The organism is Pedobacter sp. WC2501, assembly GCF_052682415.1.
The window spans coordinates 2,810,279-2,829,393 of sequence record NZ_JBQZFI010000001.1; the positions used below are offsets into that span (position 1 = coordinate 2,810,279).

Below are 19,115 nucleotides of genomic sequence, written 5' to 3' on the forward strand. Positions count from 1 at the left end.
TCATGGATAATAGAGTAAAAAAAGCACTAAGTGCAGCCATTAACAAGTATGCTGAAGTTTCAGCCACTAATGTAGAAGGTTTTGAAACAGAGTTATTGGCTGCTTTTGAGCTTGATGTTAACTTTTTAGATAAAGCTACGGCTTTCGATGCTGTTTTCGATTCTCACCCGAAATTTGAAGAATTACGTGAAGTTTTTTTTGATTTATTGATGGTAAATTTCTTTAGCAGTGACGTACAGAAACTGGAAGAAGATTACTTAGAAAGTGATGAATGGGCAAATATCGAAGAAGAAACCATTGACAGAGGAACTGAACTGTTAAACCTGTTGCTTTATATTAAAGAATGTAAAGATGAAGACCTGGATCCTGAATTGGGAGATTTCTTAAAGGAATTTTTGTTGGTAGAGGACGATGAGTTTCAGGATGAATTTGAAATTTACGAAGAACTGATCAGCAACCAGCAACTGGCAGAAAGTAGTGTAGAGGAGATCTGTAAAACAGCCACTAATTTAAATATCAGCGAGGAAATGCTGGAATTATTTGTGCCGTTTATGGCTTTTTTCCTAGATGTTGAAGGAAGTGCAGAAACCACGAAAGAAATAATTCAATTTAGCAGTAACAAATCGTTCGATTCTGCTACTTATATATTAATTACAACAATTAATAATTAGATTATTTTATCATGGAACAACAAATACTTCAGGAGGAAAAAAAACCTAACGCATTGGCTTTCAAAGTTGCAATAAGTTTTGCAGTTTACTCAATCCTATTAATTTATCTGTTAAAGTTACTTGGCATTGATTCAACAAATCCTGATTTACCTATTGCAGAAAAAATTATTGCAATGTTTTTATCTTACGGTGTGTTTTTTATGTCGATTATCTACACACAGATAACACATAAGAAAGAGCTTGGAGGATATATTACTTATGGACGAGCATTTTCAACCGGTTTTAAAGTAGCTGCTTATGCCGGTTTGTTTGTTGGTTTACTTTTTATTTTATATTACAAAGTTCTAGATCAAACTGCTTTAGATAAAATAGCTGATGCAGCGATAGAAAAGGCAAATGGCAATGAGCAACAGATAAAAGGTATTGAAATGATGCGTGGATATATGTGGATTTTTACTGCTTTTGGTGCTGCGATTGCGTATACCTTACTCGGTCTGATCATAAGTTTAATCAGCGCAGCTATTCTTAAAAAAGATAGAGCTTAATTTCTCATAATATTTTGAACGTGCAGGTTTTATCATTTAATTTGATGAAATTTGCACGTTTTAATTTTGTAAAGGATTTGGTTGGGAAAATCTCAAATCTCAAATCTCAAATCTCAAATCACTAAATGGATATATCAGTTGTAGTACCCTTATTTAATGAAGATGAATCTTTGCCGGAATTAACGGCCTGGATTGATAAAGTGATGATTGATAATAATTTCAGTTATGAAATTATTTTGGTTGATGATGGTAGTACTGATAGGTCCTGGGAGGTAATTGAAGAATTAAGATCTCAAAATCCTGCCATAAAAGGCATTAAGTTTAGAAGGAATTACGGTAAATCTGCGGCATTGAACGTTGGATTCGAAGCCACGCAAGGCAATGTTGTAATTACAATGGATGCCGATTTACAGGATAGTCCGGATGAAATCCCTGAATTGTACCGCCGCATCAAGGAAGAAAAACTCGATATCATTTCAGGCTGGAAGAAAAAACGTTACGATCCGATTACGAAAACTATCCCAACAAAATTATTCAACGCTGCTACCCGTAAAATGAGCGGCATAGAGCTGAACGATTTTAACTGTGGCCTAAAAGCGTACCGTAGCGATGTAATCAAAACCATTGAAGTTTATGGCGAAATGCACCGATATATACCCGTAATTGCCAAATGGGCCGGATTTAGTAAAATAGCCGAGCAGGTGGTAGAACACCGTGCGCGTAAATATGGCACAACTAAATTTGGTTTCAGCAGGTTTATAAATGGCTTTTTAGATTTACTTTCTATTTTCTTCGTGGGTAAATTCGGCAAACGTCCAATGCACTTTTTTGGTTCGCTGGGCGTATTGAGTTTCTTTATCGGTATCATTATGGCTTTATACATTTTGTTCGAGAAGAAATATTTGATTTGGCAAGGTTTAGCTTACCGGGATGTAACCGACCAGCCATTGTTTTATTTATCGCTGGTTGCCATTGTGGTTGGGTCGCAGATGTTCCTTGCAGGTTTTATTGCCGAACTTTTATCGCGTAACGCACCAGAAAGAAACCAGTATTTAATCGAGAAGAGGGTATAGGGTAAAAGGTTTAAGGCGTAAGGTTTATGCGCCCAAATCCTCAATCTTTTACCTTCCACCTTTTACCTCTATAAACATGTTTTTCTCCATCATCATTCCACTTTACAATCGTCCACAGGAAATTGACGAACTGTTAAACACCCTAACTAAACAGACTTATTTACAGTTTGAAGTTTTGGTTATTGAAGATGGTTCGAAAAACGATGCAAAGTCAATTGTGGCTTCTTATGCAGATAAACTGGATATTAAATATTATTTCAAGGAGAATGCCGGACAAGGTTTTGCCCGTAATTTTGGTTTCGAAAGGGCTACAGGCGATTACTTTGTAATTTTCGACTCCGACTGTTTAATTCCCGCAAACTACCTTGAAACGGTTAAGAACTATTTGTACGAGCATCATTTAGATGCCTATGGAGGTCCGGATGCGGCACACGATAGTTTTACGCCGGTGCAAAAGGCCATCAGTTACGCCATGACATCGCCATTCACCACAGGCGGTATCCGTGGAAACAAGCAGCATGTAGGGCAATTTCATCCACGCAGCTTTAATATGGGTGTTTCACGTCAGGCCTGGGAGAAAGTTGGGGGCTTTATCCTTACCCGATTGGGTGAAGATATTGAGTATAGCATCCGTATTCATGAAAATGGTTTTAAAATTGGGTTGATCCCAGATGCAAAGGTTTACCATAAAAGAAGAACAAGTTTCGGGCAATTTTACAAACAACTGCATTTCTTTGGCAGGGCAAGAATTAATATTTATAAACACTTTCCAAAAGAGTTGAAACTGATTCATTTTTTTCCGGCAGTAGCAACCGTTGGTATGATAACAACATTGCTATTGAACATCTTTTATCCGCCTTTGGCGTTTATTTTCGATTTTCTGGTGCTATTGTACTTTTTGTTAATATTTTTTCACTCCTGGTCATTAAATAAATCTTTAAAAGTTGCATTTTTGAGCATTATATCTTCATTCATCCAATTAACCGCTTATGGTTTAGGATTTATACAGGATTTATTTAAACGTGTGGTATTCAAACAACAATGATCAATTATCTAAAAGAAAGTACTTTCGCCGTTAACGATGTAATGCAAAAGGCATGGGGCATTACTAAGAAACATTATTTATCGATTGCTACGTTATGTTTTTTAATGTTTATTACCGCTAGTGCATCAAGTTTGATGGCCTTTTTTATTAAGGATGTAAGCAAAGCTTTAAGCATTATCATGGTGATTATTTTCGTTTTGCTCTATTTTACCATTAATCTTTCACTGTTTAAGTATATTTTTCATTTAATGGATGATGAAGAAAACGATGTGAAAATTGTGGATACACTTCCAACTAGGCAACAGATTATCAGATTCCTGGTAGCTACACTATACTTTGTAGGTTGTATTCTGGGTGTTTATTTGGTTGTAATCCTGGTTGCTTTTCCATTTATTTATACTGGAATTAATGTGTCAATTGTTAAAAATGTAGCCATTTCAGTAGGCATTATTGCCATCTTCATTACTTGGTTAAGAATTTCATTTTTTCCGTTTTTTATCATTGATAAAGGAGCAACACCTTTCGATTCGATTAAATTAAGTTTGGCTACTACTAAAGGGAATTTTACTAAGATTTTATTGTTGTTGGTTGTTTTAGGAGGAGGATATCTTATTTATCTGTTATTAAATTACCTGCAATGGCCGTTAATCGCTTTCATTGTAAATATTTTAAGTTCATTTATCATTGTTCCGCTTTCTAGTGTAGCTTTAACCGTTGCATACCGCAAAATTTCGAGCGAGTATAAAGGCGATAAGCATCCGGATATTTTACATAATATAGTTTAACCCCGGATATCCGCCATTAAGTCATTCTATCATTCCAAAATTCAATCATTAAACATGGGATTAAAAGCAGCATTAAGTAAACCCTTTGCGGCATTTGCAGTTTGGCAGATCAACAAATGGAAAAATAATGCCGTTGATGCCCAAAATAAGATCCTGGAAAATCTTATTGACGAAGCCAGACATACAGCGTTCGGGAAAGACCATCATTTCTCCGAAATCATAAACTATACTGATTTTAAAAAAAATGTTCCTGTTCAGGATTACGAAGGCCTAAAACCTTATATAGATCGTATGGTAACAGGAGAAGCTGATGTACTTTGGAAAGGCAAGCCACTTTATTTTGCCAAAACCTCAGGCACCACTTCAGGTGTAAAATACATCCCGCTTTCTAAAGAATCGATGCCCGAGCACATCAAAGCTGCACGGAATGCCATTTTAACTTATATTAATGAAACGGGCAAGGCTGATTTTGTAAACGGAAAGATGATCTTTCTGCAAGGGAGTCCGGTTTTGAGTGTGAAAAATGGGATCAATGTTGGACGTTTATCTGGAATTGTGGCCCATCATGTACCAGCCTATCTGCAAAAGAACCGTTTGCCTTCTTACGAAACGAATATTATAGAAGATTGGGAACAGAAAGTGGATGCCATTGTGGAGGAAACCATTAAGGAGAACATGACTTTAATTTCTGGGATTCCACCTTGGGTACAGATGTATTTCGATAAATTGTCTGAGAAATCTGGAGGGAAGAAAATCGCTGAAATATTCAGGAATTTTAGCCTGTTTATCTATGGAGGGGTAAATTTTGAGCCTTACCGTGCAAGAATTGAACAAAGCATCGGAAAAAAGATTGATGCCATTGAAACCTATCCAGCTTCAGAAGGATTTATTGCCTATCAGGATTCGCAAAAAGATAAAGGCTTATTGTTACTGGCCGATGCAGGGATTTTTTATGAATTTGTTCCTGCTGATGAATATTACAATGATAATCCAACACGGTTATCGCTTGGCGAGGTTGAGCTGGATAAGAATTATGCGCTGATTCTAAATACTAATGCAGGTTTATGGGGTTATAGCATTGGCGATACCGTGAAATTTGTTTCGAAAAATCCATATAAAATTGTAGTTACCGGGCGGATTAAACATTTTATTTCTGCCTTCGGCGAGCATGTAATAGGAGAAGAGGTAGAACAGGCGATTTTAAGTGTGGCCAATGCAGAACAGGTAGAAATTACAGAATTTACAGTGGCACCGCAGGTTAATCCGGGAACTGGTCAATTGCCTTACCATGAATGGTTTGTGGAGTTTTCGTCTGCGCCAAAAGATATGACAGCCTTTAGCAAAAAAGTTGACGAGGCTTTACAAAAGAAAAATATTTATTACTTTGACCTGATTGAAGGAAACATCCTTCAGCCATTGATTATACGTACTTTGCAAAAAGATGCTTTTGTAAACTACATGAAAAGTGAAGGGAAATTAGGCGGACAGAATAAAGTGCCTCGTTTGAGTAATGATCGGAAACTGGCGGATGGATTGGAGAAATATATTGTTTAATTAATCTTCCCCGGTTCGTGTCCTCACGAAACGAAATGAGAAAAAGTGGTTCGTGGAGACACGAACCACAGCGTTGGATGCTTTAGTGGTATATATTGTTTGATTGCTAGATTGTTGAATTGTTAGTACTGGCGCCTTAACCATGGCGGTAGAATATTGTTGGATTGTTTAGCATTGTGCAGATGAAAATTGCTAAATTGTTGTTAATGATTAACGTTCAACGATATGGAAAAGAATTATTTACAGTTAAATCAGATAACTGCTTATACAAAATCGTTTCATCTTAGCAATTTTGTATGGGATTTGGTATCTGGTTGGGATAGCTTTGCAAAGTATACCATCGGGCAACAGTTTGTTGATGCTGTTGATTCTATTTCAGCTAATATTGCTGAAGGCTTTGGTCGTTATCATAAGAAAGATAAGATCAAGTTTTATTATTATAGCTTTGGTTCTGTTAAGGAATGTTTAGACTGGAACGAAAAAGCAAGAGTTCGAAAGTTGGTAAGTGAGGAAACGTATTCAAAGATTTTTGCAACTTTGGAAACTTTGCCGAAAGAAATTCATCAACTGATAAAATTTACAAACGAAAAATTGAAAATTTAATCGAATACAATTAAAACAATTAAATTTTTAATACGAGAGAAAGAAAACAATTGAACAATATAACAATACAGCAATCTGTAAAAAGAATAACCATATTAGGTTCTACAGGGAGCATAGGTACACAAGCACTTGAAGTTGTTAGGGATCATCCTACAGTTTTTAAAGTTGCCGTATTATCCGCACTAAAGAATGCAGCATTACTGATTCAACAAGCAAAGGAATTTAAACCGGCAATTGTTGTTATCTGTGATGAAAGCAAATACAGCGAAGTTAAGGATGCTTTGTTTGGCCTTGATATTAAAGTTTTGGCTGGAGAAGCGGCTTTATCAGAAGTTGCCGCTTACGCTGATAGTGATGTAGTGCTTACTGCATTAATGGGATCGGTTGGTTTAAAACCAACCATTGCAGCTATAAAAGCAGGTAAAAACATTGCTTTGGCAAACAAAGAAACTTTAGTGGTTGCCGGCGAACTGATTACACAATTGGCAACTGAACACCGGGTTAAAATTTTACCGGTTGATTCTGAGCATTCGGCCATATTCCAGTGTTTGGTTGGTGAGGAGCAAAATGAGATTGAGAAAATTTATTTAACGGCATCCGGCGGGCCATTCTTAGGCAAAACAAAAGACTTCTTATCTACTGTAAAAAAAGAGCAGGCTTTAAAACATCCCAATTGGGTAATGGGGGCAAAAATTACGATTGATTCTGCATCTCTAATGAATAAAGGTTTAGAGGTAATTGAGGCAAAATGGTTGTTTAACCTCGATGTAGATCAGATTGATGTTATCGTACATCCACAATCTATCATCCATTCCATCGTTCAGTTTACTGATGGCTCTATGAAGGCACAGATGGGCGTTCCCGATATGAAACTGCCTATTCAGTATGCTTTAAATTATCCCGATAGGCTAAAAAACAATTTTAAGCGTTTTAACTTCTTAGATTATCCAAGTTTTAGCTTTCAGAAAGCCGATACGGAAACATTCAGGAATTTAGACCTGGCATTTACTTCTTTACGAAAAGGTGGGAATATGCCTTGTATTTTGAATGCCGCAAATGAAATTGTTGTAGAAGCATTTTTGATGGATAAAATTGGTTTTCTGCAAATGAGCGAGGTTATCGAAAGATGTATGGTAGAAATCAGTTTTGTTGAGAAACCGCAATTAAGCGATTATTTAGAAACTGACAAACATAGCCGTATCTTAGCCGGCGAATTAGTAACAAAAAGTATAGTTTAACATCTAATATAAAATTTTATAAGAAAATATGAATGGATTGATTATGGCGGGGCAGCTGCTGCTCGGATTGTCTTTATTGGTAATATTACACGAATTAGGGCATTTCCTGGCAGCCAGGGCATTTGGTATTAAAGTAGAAAAGTTTTATTTATTTTTTGATGCCTGGGGTTTCAAGCTTTTTAGTTTCAAAAAGGGCGATGTTGAATATGGAGTGGGATGGTTGCCACTTGGCGGTTATGTAAAAATTGCCGGAATGATTGATGAGAGTATGGATACTGAGCAAATGGCCCAGCCAGCTCAACCTTGGGAATTCCGTTCTAAACCAGCCTGGCAACGTTTAATCGTAATGCTTGGAGGTATTATCGTAAACGTAATTGTAGGTATTTTTATCTTTTGGATGTTAACCTTCAACATCGGACAAAATTATACTGTTAACAGTAAACTAAACGATGGTATTTCTGTTGGCGCGATTGGTAAAGAAATTGGTTTAAAAAACGGAGATAAGATTTTGGCCATCAATGGCAACAAGTTAATTCGGTTTGAGGATGCTATATCAAGCAAAGTATTGTTTGATGGTGCACAATTAACGATTTTAAGAGAGAATAAAACCCTTTACATTTCTGTTCCGGATACCATTTTAAACAAAATATCCAAAAACGATAAAGAGAATTTTATCTCGCCACGGTATATCATGGAGCGTGTTGATAAGGTAAGCGCACCTGATGAAAAAGCAGATAAACCATCATTTTTTGATAAGCTATTTGGCAGAAAGTTTGAGAAACCATTATATCCTGCTTATACTGCCGGTATTAAACCGGGCGATAGTATTTTATCGGTTAATGGAAAACAGATCACTTTTTTCGATCAGTTTAAAGAAGAAGTTTCTACAAATAAGCTAAAACCCGTTACCATTAAGGCATTGCGCAAGGGAAAAGAAGTAACATTCGATCTTAAAGTAAGTAAAGATGGAACAATTGGAATTATTCCTAACTTAAAGATGCCTGAAACTGCACATGTAGATTTTGGCTTTATAGAGTCGTTGCCAGTTGGTGCGAACATGGCATGGAGCACTTTTGTTGATAATGCAAAAGGAATTGGTAAAATGATCACCGGAAAGTTAAGTGCACGTAACATCAGCAGTCCGATTGGAATTGCTAAGGTTTATGGCAGCACTTTTGACTGGGTTAAATTCTGGACTTTAACCGGGTTAATTTCGATGGCATTGGCATTTATGAATTTATTGCCTATCCCGGGCTTAGATGGAGGCCATGTCGTATTTCTTTTGATTGAAATGGTGCAACGTAAGCCGGTAAGCGAAAAAGTATTGGAAAAAGCGCAGATTGTGGGTTTTGTAATCCTGATCTGTTTAATGGTGTTTGCTTTTGGTAATGATATTCTAAAATCCTTCGGTAAATAAAACCAAATTTATATCATTGCCGCAGATGCGCAGATTTGACCAGTCGATCTGCACATCTGCGGCTTTTTAATTTAATACATAGTATGAGCGAAGGAAAACCAGATACCAATTATTTCGATTTTTACGAGTTACCGATCCAGTTTAATCCAGATCAAAATGCGGTAAAAACAAAGTTTTATGCTTTAAGCAAACAGTTTCACCCCGATTTTTATGCCAATGAAAGCGAAGAGAAACAGCAGGAAGTGCTAAACCTGTCAACTTTGAACAATAAGGCTTACCAGACACTGAGCAATGCTAAAAAACGCTTAAAATATGTGCTAGAGCTAAAAGGGATAGTAGAAACAGACGAGGGTTATCAACTGCCGCAATCTTTTCTAATGGAAATGATGGATGTAAATGAGGCTTTAATGGATCTGGAGTTTGAGCCAGACGCCGAAAAGCTAGCGCAGGTAAAAGGAGATGTTGATGCCATAGAAAAAGACTTGGCTAACGAATTGAATGATTTGATAGCTCGTTTTGATAGCAACCCAACAGCATCCGATGCACTACTGCCTTCGATTAAGGATAATTTTTACCGACAGAAATACGTTGACCGGATCAGGGAACGCTTGCAGAAATAGATGGAAGATCCCGAAGTCGGGAGTGCGATGTCCGGGGATGGTGGTGTAAAATAGATAGCGCCAATTCTGCTCAATTGTGCCTTTTCTTTGTGTCCTCTGCGGTTAAAAGATGGGAATACTTAAACCTTTCGTCTTCAACCTCTTTAAAACACCTAATTGTAAAATCATTTTTTAGTTTTTGCCAGGCAAAAGCTTTGTTTTACTTTCGGAACAAACAATCAGATTTATGAATAGCTCCCTTTCTATTTTTCGTAAAGTAGCCGTAGCAGAAGGCATATCCTACCTGCTTTTGTTATTTGTAGCCATGCCCTTAAAGTATTTTGCAAACCTTCCTCTGTATGTAAAATATACCGGCTGGGCACACGGATTATTATTTGTATTATACGCAGCTACCTTAGTTTTGGCCTGGCAAGAGCAAAAATGGAAGTTTGGTAAAGCTGTTTTGATTTTTTTGGCATCACTTTTACCATTTATGCCCTTTGTGGTTGATCGAAAATTGAAAGACGAAAGACCAAAATAATTGCTTTTCAGTAAGTTAAAATTAATTGAAAATAATTTTGTGAATTAAGGTTTCATTATCTACATTTGCAACCCCGTCTAAGACGAATGCCCGGATGGCGGAATTGGTAGACGCGCTGGTCTCAAACACCTGTGGGAAACCGTGCCGGTTCGACTCCGGCTCCGGGTACATTTTTTCTTAGGGATCCCCAACGGGATCCCTATTGATTTTACAATCAATTTACATTTAAAGTTCCTCTTATAACTTGGAATTATAGATTGCAAAACGGATTGTATTTGCGTAATCTATTATCATTATTCCACCGTTTTTTGAAAAATGATATTTTACTAACCAAAATGTTCTAAAGACCCAACTTTATCTAATTAAATCAAAATTTTACTATTAAGGATGAGTAGGAATTGCTCTACCTCTACCTATTTTTTGGAATGAATGTCCGATAGCGTTCATTTAACTGTCCGAAATTGAACACCTAAATCTTTATGAGCACTACAAATAGCCTCTAGGGAGGTATATTTGAAGAAAGCATTACTTGGCATAATAATAGAAAAGAACATTAGAGCTTGCACATCATATTGAAGTGCTTTTGATTAGTGATATTTAAACTTTCAAAGTTGTGATAGGACATCATTTATTATTTATATATAGAAATTTTAAGAGGTTTAAAATTTCTTTTTTTGTAAATCTTATCGGATTATCTATAGGATTGATATGTACTCTTTTAATCTATTTCTGGATCAGGGATGAGTTAAATATTGACAAGTTCAATGACAATGATACATATCTATATCAGGTATTAAGAAATGAACCACTTAACAATACAGTTAACACTGAAGAATATACTCCAGGACTCTTGGCCCGTGCCCTTGTATCTTCTATTCCAGAAGTCGAACATGCTGTAGCAGTCGTCCCTCCCAACATTTCCTACAAGGGTGCACTTTCGGCCGGTACAACAAAAATTTTCACTACTCCGCAATTTGCTGATCAGGGTTTCTTTGACGTTTTTACCTATGAATTTATTGAAGGAGATAAGAATTCAGTGTTATTGCATAAAAGCGCAATTTCAATTTCGGAGGAAACCGCATATAAATTGTTTAAAACGACGAAAAACATTATCGGGAAGACAATAGCATTTGAGAACGAATATTTTGCAGGCCAATATATCATATCCGGAATTTTCAAGTCTCAGCCCAGTGCCTCAACTAAGTTTGATGTACTATTCAGCTATGAACTCTTTTTAGAAAAACGGCCTGAAGTAAAGGAGTGGTCAAATGGCGGCCCATCAACCTTTCTCATTTTAAAGAAAGATGCAGATATCCAAAGTGTGAATCACAAAATTACTGAGCTTTTTCTTACTAAAAGACAAAACACAAAAGAAACCCTATTCGTACAGCGTTTTTCAGAACGATATCTTTATGGTAGTTATGAAAACGGAGTTCCAATAGTCGGAAGAATGGTTTATGTGCGTCTATTTGGTGTAATCGCGTTGTTCATCCTTGGCATTGCATGCATCAACTTTATGAATCTTTCTACCGCAAAGGCCTCCAGAAGAATGAAGGAAGTGGGGATAAAGAAAGTATTGGGAGCAAAAAGGGGAGCACTAATGGTTCAATATATTGGAGAGTCAATGTTACTAACGGCTATTTCACTGTTTGTTGCTTTGCTTGCCACAGAATTATTACTACCACAGTTCAATTCCATAACCGGTAAATCCCTAAGTCTACATTTTGACCTGAAGCTTGTATTGGCACTATTCAGCATCAGCTTATTAACCAGCTTGGCTGCTGGCAGCTATCCAGCCTTTTACCTTTCTGGATTCAATCCAGCGAATGCCCTAAAAGGCAAATTGAGCAGTACAAAAAGTGAACTTTTAATTAGAAAGGGATTGGTTGTGTTCCAATTTATTATCTCTATTATATTAACCATATCTGTTTCGGTAATATACAACCAAATAAAATTTGTAAAGAACAAAAACTTAGGTTACGAAAAAGACAATGTTATTTCTTTTGCCAAACAGGGAAAATTAGATAAAAACTTTAAGTCGTTCATATCACAACTGAAAAATACGCCTGGGGTGGTTGATGCATCATATATGTATGGAAGTTTAGCTGGCGGAATCAGCTCCCGTTCAGGTGGACTGTCATGGGAGGGACAAGCATTGGATCAGAAAAACACAAAATTTGATTATCTAGATGTTGATTTTGGTCTTATTGAGACGCTTAACCTAAAAATAGAGCAAGGGAGAAGTTTTTCGCCCGAATTTGGCTCCGACACCTCGGCCATCATTTTTAACAAAGCTGCAATAAAGGCAATGGGGATAAAGAATCCAATCGGTAAAACAGTGAACTTTTACGGGAATAGACAGATAATAGGTGTTGTAGATGACTTTCATTTCGAATCACTTTTTGAAAAGGTTAAGCCTTTCTTTTTTAAGATTGACTATGAAAATGGTGGCAATATATTGGTGCGGATTAAACGTGGATCAGAAAAGATTGCAATAGAAAATATTGAAAAAATATATAAGGAATTTAACGAAAATCTTCCTTTTGAATATAAATTTTTAGATGATGACTATCAGGTGCAATACACGTTCGAAAACAAGATAGCTATCTTATCAAGGTATTTTGCCGGTACCGCGATTATCATCTCATGTCTTGGTTTGTTTGGATTGGCGGCATTCATGGTGGAGAGAAGATCAAAAGAGATAGCGATTAGAAAGACGCTGGGATGTAGCGATCTAGGTGTTATTTCTTTGCTATCCACATTTTTTGTCAGAATTATTTTTATTGCAATTTTCATAGCTTTTCCGATAGGATATTTGATAATGGGCAATTGGCTCGAAAGCTTTGCCTACAGAATATCTTTACAGTGGTGGCATTTTGCTTTTGCAGGCTTTTTAGCCTTTGTAATGGCTTGGACAGCAATTGCATCACAAATATTTATCGCTATCAGAATAAACCCCGTAAAATATCTTAAAGAATAGAGCTACATATAGATCTAATTATTTGTTTATTAGGGTTTTGTATGATGCTCATTCTGATAGAGCGCACCAAACAATCTTTCTCACTATTCCCTCGTTATTTAATAAGTTTCTGGGAGGTAGGACTTAGGAATTTTATAGTTTGCAAAGTCGCTTACTTTTATTCTGCTGACCTTCGCCTTTTTCCTAGATTCTCATAAACTCATTCCATTAATCAAATGAAATATTTAATTTTTGATATTGAGTTTTTGATAATTTGAATTACAGAAAATTTGGGCATTAAATTACTATCAATTAAAATGTCAAGTTTTTCGGTTCAAAGTTTCCCGCTGAAGGTTTTTTTTTAACTATTACTTCTAGAATTTTAGGCTCATTCATATGAATCCTTTCAGCTTTAAATCATTTACTATCGGTTCTATAAGTAATAAAACGCTTTTAAATATTGAAAGTACTCCCGCTGATCGGTACTAACCGGGCTCAAGCCCAAAACGTTAAAGGGTTGCTCATTAAAAAGCAACCCTTTTTTTGATTTTCAGTATGTTATCGTTACACGTTGCGTCAATAAAAGCGGTTCTAAACATATCATCACCCCATACCAGATTATCTTTGAACACCCCTCTAATTAGCATATGCTTCTGTGTGATGTTGCTCTTCTCATAGATTTCATAAAGATTAAGCTTCATAAAAGCAGTGTTGGATTATGATGGTCGTTTCGCCTAGAGAAAACCGAAAAGGAGATGTTCTAATACCTTAAAATCAAAAATTATATTTCTTATTCTGATGTGTTTTTTAAAGTGGGCTGATTTGCTGTAAATCGTGTGCTGGAAGGCCATTTTTCTTGCAAAACCATCTTCTGTGCAGGATTGGCTGATCAGATGCAGGAAAGATTGATTGGAAAATGAAGGGAAGGAATCTGGGAAGATTGATATATTTGACTCAGTCTTTACGATTCCATCAAGACCGGATGGTAAAAGCCGGGTGCACAGTTTGGAATGAAATCTGGCGCACACTTTTAGCGAAATCTCCATATTTACCAAAAGATGCAGGTGGATATCCTACTAGAAGCCAACATAATGGTTGGAATAAACCTATAATGCTGATATGAGGTAAAAATTGAACGACATCCACGATATAGGACAAGCTGAAGGTTGGAATAAAAAGCAATACTCTGATGCAATAGAAAATTTAAGAGCAGGAACACGGCAAGATTTAAGAAAACGAAAAATTAAATGTCATTAAATATTATGTATTATGAATTAAGTGAATTTTATAAAAGAGATGTATATTTCTTATATGATGAAGAAAACAATATTCAGATTCGAGAGTTTGAAAAAGGAATTAAAATTGATGTTGAAAAAGAATTACTTTATCGAGTCGATAAAATAGATGAATATCTTTCTGAATATGATATTTTGCCCACTTTCAATGCACCTTTAGTCAGTTTGAAGTTTATTAGTTTATTTAAGGATTTAGAAAATCACGAAATTCAATTCATAAATGTTACAATTATTGATGATAAAGGAAATATAAATAAAGACTTTTATTTACTAAATGTTTTAAGGGTTTTACCTTGTATGGATACGGAAAAATCAATTGTTGAGGAAAAAAAATATGGTTCAGCAAGTGTTATGACTATAAAAAAACTATATCTAATACCAAATTCGTTAAATAATTTTTTAATAGTTAGAATGGAAGAAAAAAAATCTTACATAATAGTAACAGAAGAATTTAAAAAACGATGCGAAGAAGCAGGTTTAAAAGGAGTTGACTTTATAGAAGAAGGACACAGTATTTATACAGATATTTAATCCTAAAAATTTCTCAGTTCAACTTTAATGTGTGTACTAGACTTGTTCCGGGCAGAGCTGGAGCTATTGCTTTGATCACACAGGCAGAATTCGATTTTCCATCTAATGACCTTCAAAATATCCTTGGCAGAAAAATTAAAACAGTGAGAGCGTTTTGGATTAGCATACGGGCTTTAAATTAATGATCTCAATTTAAAAGCCTTCAAGGCAGGTATTACGGAGGTAATTCAAATATGCTGGTTTCCTATAAAAGATTTCTAAGAAGCAGGCGAACCATGACCCGTATTGTTACCGAGGATGGTCAAACAAAAGAGAAGACTATTGACGGCCTGTCAGATAGCGGTCTCCATAATCACATGCGTGACCTGCGTACGCTCTTCAATGCCGCCTGTAATAAGTATAATAACAAGACTTGGGCATTTAAAAAATCAAACATTATCCGTTTAAAAAGTATAAAGTCGGCTCCGCTCCACTTACCAGAAAAAGAAACAGTAGTTTGGAGGAAGTCAGAGCGATAAGGGATTGCGTAACTAAAGCAGGAAGCCGGGCTGAATTAGCAAAAGAAATTTATATGCTTTCATTCTATTTATGAGGAATGAATGCAATAGACTTTTATCATTTAACAAGAAAAGATATTAGGAACGGACGAAATGACTACAACCGGGTCAAAACACAAGGGCGAAGAAAGGACAATGCGTTTATCAGTATCAAGATTATTGAAGAAGCTGGGCCTTTGTTAGAAAAGTATATTGAAAAGCTATCGGTACGTTATTCAACCTACGGTGTTTTGGATACAGCTTTAAGCCAAGGCATGAAGCAGCTGAGAAAGCTTACAGGTATTACCGGAGCTACAATTTACTGGGCCAGGCATACATTTGCAACTGTGGCACGGAATGCATGCCGTATAAGTAAGGATGATGTTGCATTAGCTCTGAACCATGTGGATGATGAACACCGCACAACGGACATCTATATTGAAAAAGATTGGAGTATCGTTGATGAAGTACAGATTAAAGTCATCGGCCTATTAAGAAGATTCGATATGAAGACGGCTTCAAAAAAAGAAGGAAGCATCACTAAATAAAGCTGCGTAAAATTGAAACCCGCATGGTTTAGTTTTTGGACCATGCAGGTTTATCAACTATTGAAACCTTAAATTTGATTATCATGAAAAATCTGATCTTATTTTTCCTGACTTGCATTATTGCTACCGGAGCATTTCTGTCGGGTACCACTATGAAAAATCCCCTGCCAGCTTTTATTGTCGGATTCAGAGTTTGGATGTTATTTCTTTACCGGCTCGGACGAAACAAAAAAGGCTGAGTTCAATGTAGCGTTTTCAGCAATTTAATCGTATAAATAGTGGCCGGGAGGATGTTCTCAAGGACACCTTTTTCATGCGCGACAAATAAATTTTAACAAAATTAATTATTTCATAGTAGTGACAGACACCAAATGCCGATGAGTGGGAGTCAACTTAAAATATTAAATACTTTTACCTAAGCTCAATATAATATGCAAGCAAAAACAGTATTGACAGTTTTATTAATAACGGTTGGAATAGCAGTCCAATCATGTAAACGTAATAACCCAGTTGTTCCAAAAGGCGAGCAAACCGTTCCGAAAATTGAAGATATTTTGAACGGAAATGATCAAAATCTGATCAACCTACTGAATAAGGTACGGGGAAGCGTTGGAAGACGTGGCCCCGGATCAAAAACAATTTGGAGTAGAAAAAACGATTATGGCTTGGGACTTTATATAAGCGCCAACCATGTTTATAACATATCCGGATGGAATTCCCGAAACGCCAAATTCTTTGACTTATCGTCCGAAAACATGGGCATTTTTGAAACATCGCAACTTCCTCCGACTAATGGAGGTATCGATTTAGGTAATACACTGGTGGCAGATTTCCCCTTCATTCATTTTGATATTTCTTCCGGTGCCACTAATACGACCATACTGCCGGCAGAAGATTTTTATCTAGGAATAATTGATAATCAACGAACTCCGCAAGGTCCTTTTCCGAAATACCCTGAACTTGTTAAAACGTCTGAACCATTGCAACTATACGATCCCGAGCATAGGACAACAGCAACCCAAACATGGAATACCGCTATGGCAGGCGAAAAAGTCATTGCAGTTGGTTATCCTCAGGATGATATCAACTACCCTAACGGAGCAGTAGCTTATGGAAAAATATTATCCGATAAAGAAGCAGCGGAAGCAATCCAAAAATTGAAGATTGCAGGCGATGTCGAAGGAGATATCCCGTATAATGCGAGTGCCGAATTCTTTATAGAAGCGCAATCGATCGCTGGAATGAGCGGAGGGGGCATATTTAATTCTGAGGGGCAATTATTGGGAATTATGGTGAGAGGAAGCGATAAGGAAGGTGCCCCCAAAATCATAAGAGGAGTAAAAATATCTTATATTAAAGCTGTCTTAACAGAGTTTTATAATGGTTTATCCCAAGTAGACAAGATCAAAGTAAGCCCATTTATAAGGGGCGAATTATGATAAATCGGCAGATTTAACCAAGGTAAGCTGCAACCTCCTAAATACAGGGTATTTCAGATGTCTGCCAAAATTGACATCTTTGAATACCAAGGAAAAACATACGCTATAAAGTGCATAACAAAATAGAATGGCTACTATGCCAATGATTACAAATCCTTTAAGATTGCCATAATCTGGATAAAGAATTAAGTTTCCGTTTAGTTGTTCAAATTTATTGCGTTTAGACATTGGCATTTCTATTGAAATTTTTAATTAATTTAAAAACGGTATAACTTCCTGCAAAAGCAAATGCAACATCTGCCAGAAGTGCTAAAAAGTCGAAATCTGTACTTGTACCGCCTTGTTGTGTTGCCAAATTGTATCCACTAACTTTAGTGTAAAATTTTAAAGGAAAACCGTATTGGTCTGCGCCGTCGGCATCATAACTTAAGCTTAAAGTGAACCAAGTGATTATGCCAAAAAGTGATATTCCTCCTAATAAAATTTTATAGCTATTTTTCATGTTTTCATGCTGAACAATGTGGTAATTAAGCTAACAAGTTTCCTCTTTTATTATCAAAAACCTCCTTGCCATTTTTCTCAATCAATTTATCTAGTAAAGCATTATATCCATTTGCAATTTTATACTCAAGCTCGTCTTTATAAAGAGGAAAAACGCTGTAAATATTTATAGTTTCTTCGGCTGTTTTAATTTCGGTAAATTCTTCATCAAAAGTTACGGAAGGCAAAATAACCAAACCTACATAATCAGTATCTCCGCTATAGGGTTCCATGTCAGTAGTGGCTTGTAAAGTATGGCCAATAGCCAGCCATGTATCGTAATGATGCGGAAAACGAGCGGTTTCTTTAAGCATTCCTATTATCCAATCATTCTCGTTTTCGCCCGGAAATATTTTACCAAACTCAATGGCTTTAGGTAATAAAATCATCAACTCGGCAAATGTGTAAATTTCAGGGTTTTCTACGCCGTCTGGAACAGTCATTTCCAACAAACTCATGCCCGAAGTTAAAAGGATGTTAAAGCTATGTTTTGCTGAATTGATCAAATAAACATCCAAATGAAAATCTGGCGATACCATTTCATGAAAAACAGTAATTTCATCTGATTTATAAAATTTGTCTAAGTGATTTGCAATTGCTTCTCCGTGGTTGTCAAAATATGTTCTGTTGCGAAACTTTTCGTAAAATTCGTTCATATCAGTTCATTTGAATAAGCTGTTTTATTAAATAAATATATTAAATTTTAAGCTCACAATTGAGGATTTCCAGAATTCGCTGGGAATAATTAACTCAGGTTGCGTATTAAAAAAGGTGAAAAGTAAGCATCAAAAAAGGGAAATTTGGTTTACCACAACTAAAAAACTCATGATGATGATGACCAAAGATAAAATTAGTAGGAATATTTTGTTTTATAGATGATTTGTTGAAAACGAGTAGCCATCATGGAGATAGCCGAAGGCAGGTAAGTGACAGCGAGATCATCACAACGGCGCTTGTGTCATCTTTGTACTTTGGGACCCATCAGGTTAGAAAGCTCCATGCGGTGACTTTCGAAGGTTGGCTGTTGAGACTCTGTTTATATTCGCTTTTACTTTAAATAAGATAACACCTAACTAACAACTTGAGTTAATTAAATATTTGTGGCGAATTACTTTTTATTCGCCACCTTAAAATTTATAGATTTTAATATTGAACATGATTAGGTAATTGCCAAATAAATAATTCTTAAATTGACC

The 19,115-nt window shown here is 36.1% G+C and carries 17 protein-coding genes, 1 tRNA gene and 1 pseudogene; 17 read left to right on the forward strand and 2 right to left on the reverse strand.

Annotation, left to right across the window (positions count from 1 at the left end; all coding sequences use genetic code 11):
• Positions 1–2: 2 nt before the first annotated feature.
• From ACUN24_RS12140 to ACUN24_RS12215, 16 genes are all read left to right on the forward strand, one after another.
• Positions 3–671 carry a hypothetical protein gene (locus ACUN24_RS12140; protein ID WP_445562713.1) on the forward strand — a complete coding sequence of 223 codons (669 nt, stop codon included), beginning with the start codon at positions 3–5 and terminating at the stop codon, positions 669–671.
• A gap of 11 nt (positions 672–682) precedes the next feature.
• Positions 683–1,216, forward strand: coding sequence for a DUF4199 domain-containing protein (locus ACUN24_RS12145; RefSeq protein ID WP_445562714.1), 534 nt, complete (start codon positions 683–685; stop codon positions 1,214–1,216).
• 125 nt (positions 1,217–1,341) lie between these two features.
• The gene (locus tag ACUN24_RS12150; RefSeq protein WP_445562715.1) at positions 1,342–2,289 is read left to right on the forward strand and encodes a glycosyltransferase family 2 protein; all 948 of its coding nucleotides are present in this window, start codon (positions 1,342–1,344) and stop codon (positions 2,287–2,289) included.
• Positions 2,290–2,365: 76 nt separating this feature from the next.
• On the forward strand, positions 2,366–3,334 hold the full coding sequence (locus tag ACUN24_RS12155; protein ID WP_445562716.1) for a glycosyltransferase: 969 nt from the start codon (positions 2,366–2,368) through the stop codon (positions 3,332–3,334).
• A complete protein-coding gene (locus ACUN24_RS12160; protein WP_445562717.1) occupies positions 3,331–4,119 on the forward strand; it encodes a hypothetical protein in 789 nt (262 codons plus the stop codon). Before ACUN24_RS12155 ends, ACUN24_RS12160 begins: the two co-directional genes overlap by 4 nt.
• 54 nt (positions 4,120–4,173) lie before the next feature.
• Positions 4,174–5,673 (forward strand): GH3 auxin-responsive promoter family protein, encoded by a 1,500-nt coding sequence (locus ACUN24_RS12165; RefSeq protein WP_445562718.1) that lies wholly within the window; start codon positions 4,174–4,176, stop codon positions 5,671–5,673.
• Between the two features lie 225 nt (positions 5,674–5,898).
• Positions 5,899–6,276: a four helix bundle protein gene (locus tag ACUN24_RS12170; protein WP_445562719.1), complete on the forward strand. Its 378-nt coding sequence runs from the start codon at positions 5,899–5,901 to the stop codon at positions 6,274–6,276.
• A gap of 50 nt (positions 6,277–6,326) precedes the next feature.
• The gene (locus ACUN24_RS12175; RefSeq protein ID WP_445562720.1) at positions 6,327–7,514 is read left to right on the forward strand and encodes a 1-deoxy-D-xylulose-5-phosphate reductoisomerase; all 1,188 of its coding nucleotides are present in this window, start codon (positions 6,327–6,329) and stop codon (positions 7,512–7,514) included.
• Between the two features lie 28 nt (positions 7,515–7,542).
• Entirely contained in the window at positions 7,543–8,931 is a 1,389-nt protein-coding gene (locus ACUN24_RS12180; protein ID WP_445562721.1) for a site-2 protease family protein, read from the forward strand.
• An 83-nt stretch (positions 8,932–9,014) separates the two neighbouring features.
• Positions 9,015–9,551 carry a Fe-S protein assembly co-chaperone HscB gene (gene hscB, locus ACUN24_RS12185; RefSeq protein WP_445562722.1) on the forward strand — a complete coding sequence of 179 codons (537 nt, stop codon included), beginning with the start codon at positions 9,015–9,017 and terminating at the stop codon, positions 9,549–9,551.
• A 226-nt stretch (positions 9,552–9,777) separates the two neighbouring features.
• The gene (locus ACUN24_RS12190) at positions 9,778–10,071 is read left to right on the forward strand and encodes a DUF3817 domain-containing protein (RefSeq protein ID WP_445562723.1); all 294 of its coding nucleotides are present in this window, start codon (positions 9,778–9,780) and stop codon (positions 10,069–10,071) included.
• Positions 10,072–10,159: 88 nt separating this feature from the next.
• Positions 10,160–10,239 (forward strand) — tRNA-Leu (locus tag ACUN24_RS12195).
• 445 nt (positions 10,240–10,684) lie between these two features.
• Positions 10,685–13,051, forward strand: coding sequence for an FtsX-like permease family protein (locus ACUN24_RS12200; protein ID WP_445562724.1), 2,367 nt, complete (start codon positions 10,685–10,687; stop codon positions 13,049–13,051).
• 1,226 nt (positions 13,052–14,277) lie between these two features.
• Entirely contained in the window at positions 14,278–14,856 is a 579-nt protein-coding gene (locus ACUN24_RS12205; protein ID WP_445562725.1) for an Imm43 family immunity protein, read from the forward strand.
• Positions 14,857–15,451: 595 nt separating this feature from the next.
• Positions 15,452–15,940, forward strand: a complete 489-nt coding sequence (locus ACUN24_RS12210; protein WP_445562726.1) for a hypothetical protein — start codon at positions 15,452–15,454, stop codon at positions 15,938–15,940.
• 431 nt (positions 15,941–16,371) lie between these two features.
• Entirely contained in the window at positions 16,372–17,379 is a 1,008-nt protein-coding gene (locus ACUN24_RS12215; RefSeq protein ID WP_445562727.1) for a hypothetical protein, read from the forward strand.
• A gap of 220 nt (positions 17,380–17,599) precedes the next feature.
• Here the strand turns inward: ACUN24_RS12215 and ACUN24_RS12220 are convergent, their stop codons facing one another.
• Positions 17,600–17,881, reverse strand: coding sequence for a hypothetical protein (locus ACUN24_RS12220; protein ID WP_445562728.1), 282 nt, complete (start codon positions 17,879–17,881; stop codon positions 17,600–17,602).
• A 25-nt stretch (positions 17,882–17,906) separates the two neighbouring features.
• The gene (locus ACUN24_RS12225) at positions 17,907–18,575 is read right to left on the reverse strand and encodes a suppressor of fused domain protein (protein WP_445562729.1); all 669 of its coding nucleotides are present in this window, start codon (positions 18,573–18,575) and stop codon (positions 17,907–17,909) included.
• Positions 18,576–18,750: 175 nt separating this feature from the next.
• Between ACUN24_RS12225 and ACUN24_RS12230 the strand changes: the two are divergent.
• Positions 18,751–18,910, forward strand: a pseudogene (locus ACUN24_RS12230) (IS982 family transposase); the annotation flags it as partial.
• Positions 18,911–19,115: the final 205 nt, after the last annotated feature.

Excerpts from the sequence above, each read along its gene's own strand:
- ACUN24_RS12155 (WP_445562716.1), top strand. The coding sequence starts at position 2,366 with ATGTTTTTCTCCATCATCATTCCACTTTACAATCGTCCACAGGAAATT.
- ACUN24_RS12220 (WP_445562728.1), bottom strand. The coding sequence starts at position 17,881 with ATGAAAAATAGCTATAAAATTTTATTAGGAGGAATATCACTTTTTGGC.
- ACUN24_RS12170 (WP_445562719.1), top strand. The coding sequence starts at position 5,899 with ATGGAAAAGAATTATTTACAGTTAAATCAGATAACTGCTTATACAAAA.
- ACUN24_RS12165 (WP_445562718.1), top strand. The coding sequence starts at position 4,174 with ATGGGATTAAAAGCAGCATTAAGTAAACCCTTTGCGGCATTTGCAGTT.
- ACUN24_RS12160 (WP_445562717.1), top strand. The coding sequence starts at position 3,331 with ATGATCAATTATCTAAAAGAAAGTACTTTCGCCGTTAACGATGTAATG.
- ACUN24_RS12190 (WP_445562723.1), top strand. The coding sequence starts at position 9,778 with ATGAATAGCTCCCTTTCTATTTTTCGTAAAGTAGCCGTAGCAGAAGGC.
- ACUN24_RS12205 (WP_445562725.1), top strand. The coding sequence starts at position 14,278 with ATGTCATTAAATATTATGTATTATGAATTAAGTGAATTTTATAAAAGA.
- ACUN24_RS12225 (WP_445562729.1), bottom strand. The coding sequence starts at position 18,575 with ATGAACGAATTTTACGAAAAGTTTCGCAACAGAACATATTTTGACAAC.
- ACUN24_RS12150 (WP_445562715.1), top strand. The coding sequence starts at position 1,342 with ATGGATATATCAGTTGTAGTACCCTTATTTAATGAAGATGAATCTTTG.
- ACUN24_RS12180 (WP_445562721.1), top strand. The coding sequence starts at position 7,543 with ATGAATGGATTGATTATGGCGGGGCAGCTGCTGCTCGGATTGTCTTTA.
- hscB (WP_445562722.1), top strand. The coding sequence starts at position 9,015 with ATGAGCGAAGGAAAACCAGATACCAATTATTTCGATTTTTACGAGTTA.
- ACUN24_RS12145 (WP_445562714.1), top strand. The coding sequence starts at position 683 with ATGGAACAACAAATACTTCAGGAGGAAAAAAAACCTAACGCATTGGCT.
- ACUN24_RS12215 (WP_445562727.1), top strand. The coding sequence starts at position 16,372 with ATGCAAGCAAAAACAGTATTGACAGTTTTATTAATAACGGTTGGAATA.
- ACUN24_RS12140 (WP_445562713.1), top strand. The coding sequence starts at position 3 with ATGGATAATAGAGTAAAAAAAGCACTAAGTGCAGCCATTAACAAGTAT.
- ACUN24_RS12210 (WP_445562726.1), top strand. The coding sequence starts at position 15,452 with ATGAATGCAATAGACTTTTATCATTTAACAAGAAAAGATATTAGGAAC.